This window comes from Micromonospora sp. Llam0 (assembly GCF_003751085.1).
GTDB lineage: Bacteria > Actinomycetota > Actinomycetes > Mycobacteriales > Micromonosporaceae > Micromonospora_E.
In genome coordinates this window covers 4353574-4365399 of record NZ_RJJY01000001.1, presented here as the reverse complement: position 1 = coordinate 4365399, position 11826 = coordinate 4353574, and the positions used below count along the sequence as shown (strand labels likewise).

Here is an 11826-nt window from a genome sequence, read left to right as displayed (position 1 = left end):
ACGCCTGCGTCTCGGCCCTCGACGAGGTCGGCTGCTGCTGGTCAGGTGTTGCGACAATGCGTCCATGGGCGACGGTTCACGCGGGTTGGCGATCGTGCGTGCCGTTGCGTGGTGGACGGTGCTGCGACTGGTGATCGTCCTGCTGTGGCTGGTCGCGGCGGCGACCGCCTGGTGGACGGCACCCCGGCAACACGACTACGACCAGGCAAGGGCGGACGTTGCGGCGGGTCGGGTGGTGGCGTACCAGTGGGGCGACAGCTGGGACCAAAGTCGACGCGGATGGTTCGACGTCGCCGAACTGCGCTCGTCCGGTCAGCTCGGCCCGCTGTTCGGGTGGCGTACCGCCGACGGCCGGGTGCGCTGGACCAACACCGCGACCTTCGGTGAGGTGACCGCTGCCACCGCCGACGGCGGTGGCAGCTACGCAGGACCGGGCGCGGCCGCCCTGGCCCGGGACCTGCGCGCCGCCGGCCTGGAAGAGCGGGTCGGCGGCGTGCAGTCCGCCATGCGGGTCGGTACCCAGATCGGTTTCGTGCTGCTCGTGACCTTCCTGGCGGTGCTGGTCGGTGGGCCGGCTCCGGCGCTGGGCACCCGGTGGTACTGGTTCTGGCTGGTCTTCCTGGCCCCGTTCGGGCTCGGTCTGCTGTGGTGGCTGGGTCTGGAGCGTCCGTGGTCCGGCGGGGCGGCGCTGCCCGGCGTCGACCGGCGTCGGTACACCGGCGTTCTCGGCTTCGCGTTTGGGTTGCTCGCGGCCCTCGGGATCGGCCTGTTGACCATGGTGCTGCACGGTGTGCTCGGCGACTGGTGGGTGCCTCGACCCGGCGGCTAGCGGCGGTACGGCCCACCCCCGCACGGGTGGACGGTCAGGGGGTCAGGACGACCTTGCCGGCGATGGTGCCGGACTCGGCCAGCCGCATCGCCTCGGCGACGCGGGTGAGCGGCAGCTCGGCGGCGATCTGGGCGGTGACGTCGCCGCGCCGCAGCGCGACGAGGACCTGGGTCAGGTCGGCCCGCAGCCGGGTCCGGAACCGCTCCTTGGCCAGTGCCCGGCCGGCCCAGATGTTGTAGAAGTAGGCGTGGCGGCGGTTCGGCAGCGCGTTCCACAACCACACCCGGCCGAGCAGCTTCAGCACCGGCCACTGTTTGTTGCCGGTGTCGTCGCGGGTCGACGCGCTGCCGTACGCCACGAGGGTGCCGCCGGGGGCGACCAGACTCCACGATCCGACGATGCCCGACCCGCCGACATGGTCGAAGACGGCGTCCACGCCGTTGGGAGCGAACTCGCGGACCCGGGCGACCAGGTCCGGGGTGCGGTAGTCGATCGGGATGACACCGCGCTGGCGCAGGGCGTCGTGGTGGCGGGCGGACGCGGTGCCGATCACCGTCGCGCCGGCGCCGGCGGCGAGCTGCACCAGGATCGAGCCGACCCCGCCGTTGGCGCCGTGCACCAGGACGGTCTGTCCGGCCCGGATCCGTGCCTTGCGGTGCAGCATCTGCCAGGCGGTGATCCCGTTGAGGACGACGGTCTCCGCTTCGGTCGCGCTGATCCCGTCGGGCACCGGCACCAGGTCGGCCCGGTCGACGACGACGTGGCTGGCCCAGCCGCCGGTCTTGACCAGGGCGGCGACCCGGGTCCCGGTCAGCGATTGTTCGACGCCGGACCCGACCGTGTGGACCGTGCCGACCAGGTCGTAGCCGGGGACGAACGGGAACGGCGGCTGGTCGAAGTACCGGCCCCGGCGCATCTGCTGCTCGGCGAAGGAGACCCCGGTCGCCTCCATCTGGACGACGACCTGACCGGTGCCGGGGGTGGGGATCGCGCCGGGACGGATCTCCAGGCCGTCCGGCTCGACCGTGCCCGGCAGGACGACCTCGACGAATTCGGCAGCATTCATGACGACCTCCTGGTGGTGCGACTTTGTTGTGCGACGACAGAGCGACCGCGAGCTGTTCTCGCGTCTGTTATAAGTTCTAACAGTCGGCATCGTGCATGTCAATCGCTAGAGTTAGACTATGTAACTGGGACTTGACGTCCTCGCGTCCGGCCGGGAAGGTGGCGGTGATGACCCCGACAGCTGGCCCGACGACCCCGCGTGAGCGCTACCGCGCCCAGGTGCGTACCGAAATCAAGGAGCACGCCTGGCAGCAGATCGCCACCGCCGGGGCGTCCGCACTTTCGCTCAACGCCATCGCCAGACAGATGGGCATGAGCGGCCCGGCGCTCTACCGGTACTTCGCCAACCGGGACGACCTGATCACCGAGCTGATCCGCGACGCGTACCGCAGCTTCGCCGACACGGCCCGCGCGGCGGCCGACGCCGGCGCCGACCTGGCCGCCCTGGCACACACCCTGCGCGACTGGGCGCTCGTCGACCCGCACCGCTACCTGCTGATATACGGCACCCCGGTGCCGGGGTACCACGCGCCCGACGACATCACCGGGATCGCCGCCGAGATCATGGCGGTCCTGCTCGATGCCAGCTCCGCGCTCCCGTCGGACGGTACGGCGACCCCGCTGGACGCCCACCTCGCCGACCATCGGCAGTGGGCCGGCGAGCATCCGGCTCCACCAGCCGCGATGCGGCGCGCATTGGCGTTCTGGACCCGGCTACACGGGGTGCTCTCGCTGGAACTCGCCGGCCACTTCGGCGGGATGGGCTTCGACCCCGCCCAGCTGTTCGCCGCCGAGGTGGACGGGCTGCTCGCCGGTTGACGAGGCAGCACCGGCGGCGATCAGAGTCCGCGCTGTAACAGGTGGACGATTACTGCCCACCGGTGCCGAGGCGTTTGTGAGCGGTCCCTGGTTCGGCTGACCCGATCCGACGGCCTTGCCGAGCGCTACCGGGGGTCAGCCGTCGTTGAGGTGCGCGTACCGGGCACTGGCCTCGGCGAACCAGCCGTCGATCTGATCCAGCGTTACGTCGGCGAAGGCCAGCTCGATGGCGGTCCGTTCGAACGTGTCGAGGAATGCCCGGATGTCGCCGGGCGGCAGCAGCACGGTGTCGGCGAACAGCGAGAGGTGCATCCGTTCGGCGGTGCCCCGGACACCCATGAACACGTCCTTGTTCTTCTCCGGTACCCGCTCCGGCCAGGAGAACGAGCTGGATTCGGTCATCGCCCGCACTTCGGCCACGGTTGCGGACGGCCGGCTCGGCCGGCCCGGTAATTGTGACCAGATGTCGTTGAACTGGCAGCCCCGGTCGGCTCCGGCGGTGTCGAGGATCCCCTGGACGACTCGCTTGCGGTGCCACCCGTACTTCCGCGCCTCCGCCGTGACCGCTCCGCAGTGCGCGACGAGCCCGGCGAACGAGTCCGGGGTCAGGTCGATGGCGGTCAGGATTCCCTGGCTCAGATTGCACACCGTGCCGGCCAGCGCCGGATCGGCGCGATTGCTCAGCATCAGATCGATCGGATAGGCCCGCGCGCGGGTCACGCAGCGGATCAGCGCGCTGGTGATCGTCAGCAGCAGTACCGAGGTGCTCGTCCGATAGCGGCGGGCGGCCGGACCGACGGCGACGGCGACGGCGGACGACTCCAACTGCCCGCGAAAGAACCGGGGAGAGGCCGGTACGGCGCGAGCCGGCAGCATCTCCGGGTGGGCGCGGCCGAGTTGCTGCCGGATGAATCGTGCCGCCTCGACGTTGCGCAGCTGTCCCTCCGGCCGACCCTCCAGCGCCGCCAGGTCGGCGGGCTGTCGGGCCTGCCGGGGCGGTGGCCACGGTCGGCCGTCCGCGCGGGCCTGCAGCATCGCGCCGAGCTCGGCGACCAGCAGCTCGGCGCTGGTGAAGTCGGCCGACAGGTGTGAGACGGCGAAGGCCAGCAGGATCGGGATCCCGTCCTGCAGGATGACCGAGAAGCGGATCGGCAGTTCCTTCTCGTGGTCGAAGCCGGCCTCGGCGGCGTGTACCAGCCAGTCGGTGATGATGGTGGTGTAATCCGTCGGGTCGTCGACCGGCCGGTCGACCATCTCGACCGGCAGCGCCCCTGAGCCAAGAATTTCCTGCATGGCGTCGCCGTTGGCCGTCGGATGGTACATCGTCCGCAGCGCTTCGTTACGGCGGAGCAACTCGCCGAGGCTTTCCAGCACGTCGCCGACGCTCAACAGCAGCGGGATCGGCATCCACCGGGTGAGCACGGCGTACGTCCGGGTGTCGTCGCGATCGCGGATCAGGTCCCAGATCATTTCCTGACCCCAGGTCAGCGGGGACGTACGGGTTCGTCCGCTGTGGAATTCGACGTCGGTCGTGTAAGCAGTGGTCATCAGATGCCTTCCGTGGATACTCCGGCCTTCCGGCCGGGGAGGAAACGGACTCCTGCGGAGCAGGACAGGGAAAGTCGATTCGCCGCCGAGGCGGATCGACGTCCACTACTCGCGCACCGGGACACCGGCATACGGACAGGTGTGCTAACGTGGTGTTGCCCTTCCGGTGACGACCAAGCCGGTCGGGCCTACCGCCGGGCTGGTGGGAAGTGACGTCTGTGGAGACTGTGTAAGACCGATGGGCGGTACCCCGTCCCTTGCCGTTGATTCGGGTCGGCTGTGGTCGGCGAAGCAGAAAACTCAACCCGTGAGGGTTAAATCTCCCTGCTTCAGCAGGGGAGATGTCAAGATGATCCTCGTGCCTCGACGGGGGTGGGCATGGTGTCACCGGCCGGGGTGCGACGTGGTGGCAGCAGGACGTGTCGCAGGCAGAACAACGAGTACGTCAGCCCGGTGGTCCAGCTCACCACCACGGCCCACATCACGGCCTGGACGCCGAACGGTCGACTGAGCAGGTACGCGAAGGGCAACTGCACCAGACCGAAAGCGAGAATCGTGCAGATCAGTGGCACCGTGGTCCGGCGGGCGCCGTTGAGGTAGCCGTGCAGCACCACCATCACGGTGTACAGCGAGAAGAACGGATAGATGATCAGCAGATACCGTCCGGCGATCTCGCGGGCGGCCGGGTCGTCGGTGAAGACGGCGACGATCGGCCGGTGCGCGGCCAGGACCACGGCGGAGAACAGTGCGGTCAGACCGACGGTGAGCCCGAGCGTCTGCAGCAGTGCCCGTCGCGCCCGATCGGTGTCGCCCGCGCCGAGGTTCTGCGCCGCGAACGTGGTCATCGCACCGGAGAACGACAGGAACAGGATCGCGGTGAACGCTTCGATCCGCGAGACGATGGTGAAGCCGGCCATCACCGCCTCGCCGTACCGTTCGATGATCCAGACCAGCACCATGATGCCGAGGGCCAGGATGATGTGCTGCGTCGCCAGCGGAAAGCCGAGTCGGGTGGCGTCGAGGAGCTCCCGTCGTACGGCGTCCGGGGTGGGCCGGCCCGCCGGCAGCGGGTAGAGCCGGCCCGAGGCGACGACGCCGACCACCGCCGCGACGGTGGCGGAGACCGCCGTCGCCAGCGCGGCGCCACCGACACCGAGCCCCATCCCGCCGACGAACAGCCAGGCCAACCCGATGTTGATCACGTTGCCGACCGCCTGCACCCACATTGCCGCCCGGGAGTTGCCCAGACCACGCAGGTAGGCGCTGACCGCCGCCGAGCCGAAGATGCCGGGGAACCCGATCGAGAGCATCCCGATGAAGTGGGCACACTGCTCGGCCAGCGCCCCGGTGATCCCCATCAACGCCAGGACCGGCCTGGCCAGCACGGTGACCAGGACGATGGATCCGATCGTCCAGCCGACGGTCACTGTGGCCAGCGCCATCACTACGTTGCGTCGTTGCTCGTCCTGCCGGCCGCCGCGCAAATGCGCCAGCCGGATGGTGAACGCGGTGCCGAGTCCGATGAACATCGCGTTCAACAGGTAGAACAGTGGGCCACTCGCCCCGACCGCAGCGAGCCCGTCGACGCCGACGTAGCGGCCGACAACGATGCCGTCGACCAGCAGATAGGTCTGCATGAACAGACTTGCCGCGGTCAGTGGCAGGGCGAAACCGACGATCTGCCGTAGGGCCGGCCCGCGGGTCATGTCGGTCATGGCGTCCTCAGCTCCCGGGTCGCGATCACATGGAACTCGCCGCGAGGTCCCGCAGGTCCTCGATGTGGTAGGCGATCTCGGCGGTGGTCCGGTCGGCGAGCAGGTCCGCGACGTCGTAGGACACACCGTGGTAGACCGCGATGTGGTTGGCCACCGCCGTCGCCATCAGCGAGTCGCCGCCCAGGTCGAAGAAGTCGGCCTGTACGTCGAGCCGGTCGTAGCCGAACGCGAGCGCCAGGCACCTCGCCACGGACAACTCGACGTCGGAGTAGGCCCCGTCGGGCCGGCCGTCGAGCTGCACCGTCACCGCTTCGATCGTCGTACGGATCTTGTCGGTGGCCTTCGTGAGCCGCTCCTCCAGCACGTGCATCTGCTGCTGCACGGTCGCCTCGATGTCGTCGGAGGGCGCGACGTCGTACGAGCGCAGCAGGTGGATGAGCTCGCCACCGTAGTTGAGTTCGCCGGCGAACAGCCGGGACCGGTCCGAGCGCAGACCCGCGTCGAGTACGGCCAGCCCGACGGCGGTCGGCAGCGCCTTGAACATCGTGTCGCCGTTGGTGCCGAAGTCCACGGCCATGCCGATCTCTTTCCAGGCCACCCAGTCCAGCGCGAGCACGTGGCACCGGCCACCCGCCCGCGACCGGGCCAGGTTGTCGAGGTAGTAGTTGGCCGCCGCGTAGTCGGCCTGTCCCGGCGCGGGAAACACCGACGCGACCGACGAGAAGTGGGCGATGAAGTCCGGCGGGTCGGTCCGGGTCGACTCCTCCAGCACGAAGGCGGAGTGCAGTTTCGCCCGCACGACGGCGTCGAACTCGTCCAGCTGGCGGAACATGACGGTGCTGCCACCGGGGAGCCCGGCCGCGTGCACGATGCCGTCGATCCGGCCGTGGCCGGCGCGCAGCTGCGTCACCGCCTCGGCGAGCGCCTTGCTGTCCCCTGCGTCGACCGCCATCGCGAGCACCCTCGCACCCAGTGACTCGATGTCGCGTACCGTCTGGATCCGGGTCGTCACGGCGCGATCGGCCGCCGACGTCAACAGCTCGTCCCACTGCTCGCGCGGCGGTAGTCCGGACCGGCTGAGCAGCACGACCGTGATGTCCGGCTGCGCGGTGGCGAAGTCGCGGGCGACCGCGAGGCCGAGGGCGCCGGTGCCGCCGGTGATCAGGTACGTGCCGCCGGACCTGAGGTAGGGCCGGGGGCCGGGATCCCCGGGGGTGAGCTCAATGTCGGGGACCTCGACGAAGACCTCCCGCAACCGCCGCTCGCCGCGCAGCACCGACAATCCGTATCCGTCGCCGAAGATCTCGGCGCGGACCGCGCTCACCGGTACGGACATATCGACGTCGACGTGCTTGACCTGGATGTACGGGTATTCGCGGACGAGCACCTTGCCGAAGCCGACCAGCGCCGCGTTGTCGGTGACCGCCGTGACGTCACCCTCGTCCGCGCTGATGGCGGTCCGGGTGAGCACGATCAGGTCGAGTTTGGCTCCGGCCGCCATCAACGCCTTCGACAGGTGGAACAGTCCGCGCAGGTTCTTCGCCGACCGACGTTCCACCTCTTCGATGTCATCCGCCGGCGTCGACTCGAAGGCCAGGGCGTAGACGAGATGCGTGACCCCGTGTTCGTCGGCCAACCGCACGAGGTGCTCGTACGAGGCAGGGCTGTCGGCGTCGAACGTCGGACCGTCCGGGCCGACCGGTTCGCCGAGCCGGACGATCCGGCTGCCGTCGGACAACGCGGGAGCCAGCAGCGCCTCGGCGTCGGTCGACGGGTCGGCCAGGGCGAGGACCGTGCCGGCGTCGGTGGGGGCCGCCTCCGGCATCGGCACCGGTCGCAGCCGCACGTCGTGGGTGACCGGATGCCGCGTGGTGGCCCGCTCCAGGGACATGGTCTGGCGCCAGTCCTGCGGAAAGTCCAGCCAGGCGGTCGTCTCGTCGAAGACGTAGTGGGGCAACCGGACGATGCGGTGCGCACGACCCGCCGCCAGCGTCCGCCAGTCGACCGACTCACCCCGCAGATACGCCTGCGCGGTGTCGGCGAGCGCGCCGGTGATCTGCGGTCGGTCGTCGGCGAGGATCCGTTCGATGCCGTCACGGAGATCGTCGACGCCGGTGACGGCCAGCGCGATTCGGTACCGGTGTGCCGACCGCGACAGCCGCGTCGTGTGGCAGACGTCGGCGATGTCGACGCCAGCCAGCCCGCCCTCGTCGATCAACCGCAGGTAGCCGCGCAACAACCCGGCCAGTGATCGGATGGTGGCCGCGCTGAGAGTGAACAGGTGCTCACCAGTCGGGTGGTCGCCGGCTGAGCCGGTTTGCGGCGCCGGCGCGATGTGTTCTTCGACCACCACGTGGGCGTTGGTGCCGCCGAGGCCGAACGCGCTGACCCCACAGCGACGTGGCGCGCCGTCGGTTTCCCACGGCTGCAGGCTGGTCGGGACGAACAACGGGCCGGAGGCGAAGTCGAGCTGCGGATTGGGGTTGACGAAGTTGGCCTGCGGCGGGAGCTGACGGTGCCGTAGTACGGCCACCGCTTTGAGCAGGCCGATCACTCCGGAGCCCTCGAACAGGTGCCCGACGTTGGCTTTGACCGTGCCGACGGCACAGAAGTTCTTGTCTGTCGTGTGTTGGGCGAAGGCCAACTTCATGCCCTCGTGCTCGATCGGGTCGCCCACTCGGGTGGCGGTGCCGTGCGCCTCGAAGTAGCCGAGCGTGCGCGGATCGATCCCGGCGTTCTCCCAGGCGGCGAGCAGCAGATCGGCCTGTGAATGGGCGCTCGGGCTGGTGATGCCGTCGGTGTGGCCGTCGTGGTTGACGGCACTGCCCTTGATGATGGCGTAGATCTCGTCGCCGTCGGCCAGCGCCCGGTCGGTCCGTTTGAGCACGACCGCCCCGGATCCCTCCCCGAAGCCGGTGCCGTCGGCGGCCTCGTCGAAGGTGCGGGTCACGCCATCGGAGGATTCGATGCCGATCGCCGAGTGCGGGTGCTTGACCGGGGCGAAGACGATCCGCGCGCCGCCGACCACCGCCATGTCGCAGTCGCCGGCCAACAGGGCGTTCTTCGCCTGGTGCACCGCGACCAAGGTTGCCGAGCAGGCGGCGTCGACGACGAGACTCGGACCGCGTAGGTCGAGCAGGTGTGACAGCCGGTTGGCGAGCATCGCTGGGATGTTGCCGGTGATCGCCTGCTGACTCAGGGAGGGCTCCACCCGGGAGATGTAGTCCATGTAGGTCGAGCCCGGGTTCGTCGCGAAGCCGACGAAGACCCCGGTACGGCTGCCGCGGAGCCGGTCCGCCGAGTACCCGGCGTCCTCCAGCGCGAGGAACATGGCGCGCAGAACCATGCGGTGGTGCGGGTCGGTCAGTGCGGCCTGTCGGGGCGTCATCCCGAACGCCGCGTAGTCGAACGTGTCGACCGAGTCGAGATAGCAGCCGTTGTGGAAGTCGAGGCTGTCGTCGTCGACCGGTTCGACGGTCGTTGCCCGCAGGTAGTGGATGTACTCGTTGAGGGTGTCCCGGCGGTGCTGCGGAAAGGGCCGGGTGAGGCTCGTGCCGGTGCTGACGACGCGCCAGAGATCGTCCAGATCCTCGACCCCGGGTAGTCTCACTGAGGCGCCAACGATGGCGATGCTCATCCGTAATCCCTTCAATGAATCCTGCTCACCAGCGCGCTCATGGTGCTGCCGTTGACTTCGTCGAAGTGGGTGACTCCCAATGCCCGCAGAGTGGTGACCGCCCGTACCCATTGCACGGGTGCGCAGACCTGGCCGGCCAGCAGATCGACACCTGCTTCCGGATCGAAAACTTCGCCGTTGACGCTCGAGACGACCGTGCCGGTCGCGGTGCCGAAGACGCAATTCGCCAGGATGACCCGCAACGCTGGCTCTACCGAGGCCATCAGCGGAGTGTGGAACGGTCCACTGACGTTGATCGGGACGACGCGGGCGCCGGGAAGCGCGCCGATCGCCTTCGCAGCCACGGCCACCTCAGTCCGTTCGCCAGCGATCGTCGTCTGCGTGTCGGCGTTGTAGTTCGCGATGTGCACGCCAGCGAGGCCGGTCTCCGCCAGGGCACGTCGGACGAAGGCCGCCGGCACGCCCTGGATCGCCGACATTCCGCCACCGGTGATGCCGGCCATCAGTTCGCCCCGCTGTTTAACGATCCGCAGTGCCGTCGGGAAGTCGAGTACGCCCGTAGCGACGAGTGCATTGTATTCGCCCAGGCTGTGGCCGGCGAAGAACTGGTAGCCGTGCGGATCGTCGGCGACTTGGCGCATGGCCATGAGGGCGTTGACGACGAAGACGGCCGGCTGGGCATAACGGGTGTCCCGTAGTCTTCGATCCGGATCCCTAGTGCATAGCTCCTCGATCGAGTAGCCGAGGACACCGTCCGCAAGGGTGGTGACCTCCGGGAACTGGGTGAACAGATCAGCCCCCATTCCTCTGCGTTGGACGCCCTGGCCGGGAAAGAGTAGACATCGCATGCTGGCCTCCTGGTGCCGGGGACGCGACGGATGGTCGAAACGGTGTGAATCGCACGCGTCGGGCGGCGGTTCCCAAGCATTCCCTGGTAAATCTCCGGGCTGCCGCCCCAGGCCCGTAGTCCACGATCTGGTCGACTGACGCGTCGGCGATCGCGTGCGACGCCACCTCGCCCCACTCGATCGGTCGGAGGAGGACCTGCTGGAGGAACTCGTCGATTAAGTCAGTCGAGTGCTGCAGGTCCCGGGGGGCATCGGTGGCGTACACCGGCATTCTGAGCTGCGCACCGTCCGGTAATCGGCCGATGAATCGGCGGTCAAGGTCGATCCGGTCCGTGGCCGGCGCCATGTGCCGGCTGTGGAAAGGAATGGTGTTGCTGAGGAACATCCAGGTGGCACCGACCCGCTCGAACGCCGTCACGTGCGAGAAATAGAAATTCAGGAGTTCGATGGTCGGCCCGCTCAGCACGTGTGAGCTGGGCGAGTTGGCCAAGCTCACCGAAAGGGATCCGCCGTTATGGTTGAACTCGGCGATGGCGTCGGCGATCTCGTGACGGGATGGTCCGGAAAGCGACGCCATGGGGCCGGGGTCCGCGCCTCGGCGGACCTTCGCTCGGTAGCGCTCGACCGTGCTCTGCTCCGGGCCTGCCGTGATGGCGAGCTGTTGGCCGCGAGCGAGGCTGACCGCCAACAACCGCAGAAAGGCGGCAACCGTGTCGATGAAATCGTCCATCCGCCGCAGTCGCAGGCCCGCGATGAGAGCCGCGAGCAAACCGATGCTGTGGCCCAAAGCGCCGACGGACCCGTCGTCATGCCGCCTGGCAGGTTGTAGGCAACACGCCTGATAGGTGTACACGCACAGCCCTGCGGCGAACGAGTCCATCGGTACTTCGCCTAGCCCCTGCGAGCTATGCTCCAGTGTCGTTCGTAGGCTGAATCGACTAGCCGACGTCGAATCCAGGTAGTCGGCTACTTCGTCCAAGGTCTCGAGGACGACATGAAAGAAGGATGCATTCTCCTGGCTTGCGTACATTTTGCGAAGGGCCGAAAGGAGGTCTTCGTGTGTACCCCCCAGGCCATTGAAGAGTAGTAGCGTTCGCACAGCCAACCTTTGCTGTCGGTCTGCAGTGTTCGAGTCAAAGTATCTGCGAGGTGTTACTCGTTTCTGCCTACCACTTGCCTGGCTCAGGAGTCAGGTTAGCAGCGCTCTGTGTTCTCGGCAATACTCAACGATGTGACTCGATGCAAAGATGCTGTCCGTGATGGTGGTTGCTGTCCGTTGATGTCGATGTTGTCCACCGTGCTTTTCGCCGCATTGTCCGGCAACTCGGACGATTCGTGGTGGGCTCGATGTTTCTTTGTTTCGAG

Annotated in this window: 8 protein-coding genes; 2 read left to right on the top strand and 6 right to left on the bottom strand. The window is 68.2% G+C overall.

Features of this window, described 5'->3' with window-relative positions:
• Nucleotides 1–64: 64 nt before the first annotated feature.
• On the top strand, nt 65–829 hold the full coding sequence (locus EDC02_RS19070) for a hypothetical protein (RefSeq protein WP_123603138.1): 765 nt from the start codon (nt 65–67) through the stop codon (nt 827–829).
• A 34-nt stretch (nt 830–863) separates the two neighbouring features.
• Here the strand turns inward: EDC02_RS19070 and EDC02_RS19065 are convergent, their stop codons facing one another.
• Nucleotides 864–1895: a medium chain dehydrogenase/reductase family protein gene (locus EDC02_RS19065; protein ID WP_123603137.1), complete on the bottom strand. Its 1032-nt coding sequence runs from the start codon at nt 1893–1895 to the stop codon at nt 864–866.
• 167 nt (nt 1896–2062) lie between these two features.
• On the opposite strand from EDC02_RS19065, the gene EDC02_RS19060 reads away from it, so the two are divergent.
• Nucleotides 2063–2713, top strand: a complete 651-nt coding sequence (locus EDC02_RS19060; protein ID WP_123604937.1) for a TetR/AcrR family transcriptional regulator — start codon at nt 2063–2065, stop codon at nt 2711–2713.
• A 135-nt stretch (nt 2714–2848) separates the two neighbouring features.
• Here EDC02_RS19060 and EDC02_RS19055 read toward each other — a convergent pair whose 3' ends face one another.
• The 5 genes from EDC02_RS19055 to EDC02_RS19035 form a co-directional block, all read right to left on the bottom strand.
• Nucleotides 2849–4261 (bottom strand): condensation domain-containing protein, encoded by a 1413-nt coding sequence (locus EDC02_RS19055; RefSeq protein WP_123603136.1) that lies wholly within the window; start codon nt 4259–4261, stop codon nt 2849–2851.
• A 344-nt stretch (nt 4262–4605) separates the two neighbouring features.
• Nucleotides 4606–5976, bottom strand: a complete 1371-nt coding sequence (locus EDC02_RS19050; RefSeq protein ID WP_123603135.1) for an MATE family efflux transporter — start codon at nt 5974–5976, stop codon at nt 4606–4608.
• A gap of 25 nt (nt 5977–6001) precedes the next feature.
• Complete coding sequence (locus EDC02_RS19045) at nt 6002–9613, bottom strand: type I polyketide synthase (RefSeq protein ID WP_158632230.1); 3612 nt, start codon at nt 9611–9613, stop codon at nt 6002–6004.
• An 11-nt stretch (nt 9614–9624) separates the two neighbouring features.
• Nucleotides 9625–10416: an ACP S-malonyltransferase gene (locus EDC02_RS19040; protein WP_158632229.1), complete on the bottom strand. Its 792-nt coding sequence runs from the start codon at nt 10414–10416 to the stop codon at nt 9625–9627.
• The gene (locus EDC02_RS19035) at nt 10406–11560 is read right to left on the bottom strand and encodes a hypothetical protein (RefSeq protein WP_255500450.1); all 1155 of its coding nucleotides are present in this window, start codon (nt 11558–11560) and stop codon (nt 10406–10408) included. Before EDC02_RS19035 ends, EDC02_RS19040 begins: the two co-directional genes overlap by 11 nt.
• Nucleotides 11561–11826: the final 266 nt, after the last annotated feature.

What these genes read in the sequence shown, in the direction of transcription:
- EDC02_RS19070 (WP_123603138.1), top strand. Translation starts at nt 65, where the DNA reads ATGGGCGACGGTTCACGCGGGTTGGCGATCGTGCGTGCCGTTGCGTGG.
- EDC02_RS19065 (WP_123603137.1), bottom strand. Translation starts at nt 1,895, where the DNA reads ATGAATGCTGCCGAATTCGTCGAGGTCGTCCTGCCGGGCACGGTCGAG.
- EDC02_RS19060 (WP_123604937.1), top strand. Translation starts at nt 2,063, where the DNA reads ATGACCCCGACAGCTGGCCCGACGACCCCGCGTGAGCGCTACCGCGCC.
- EDC02_RS19055 (WP_123603136.1), bottom strand. Translation starts at nt 4,261, where the DNA reads ATGACCACTGCTTACACGACCGACGTCGAATTCCACAGCGGACGAACC.
- EDC02_RS19050 (WP_123603135.1), bottom strand. Translation starts at nt 5,976, where the DNA reads ATGACCGACATGACCCGCGGGCCGGCCCTACGGCAGATCGTCGGTTTC.
- EDC02_RS19045 (WP_158632230.1), bottom strand. Translation starts at nt 9,613, where the DNA reads ATGAGCATCGCCATCGTTGGCGCCTCAGTGAGACTACCCGGGGTCGAG.
- EDC02_RS19040 (WP_158632229.1), bottom strand. Translation starts at nt 10,416, where the DNA reads ATGGGGGCTGATCTGTTCACCCAGTTCCCGGAGGTCACCACCCTTGCG.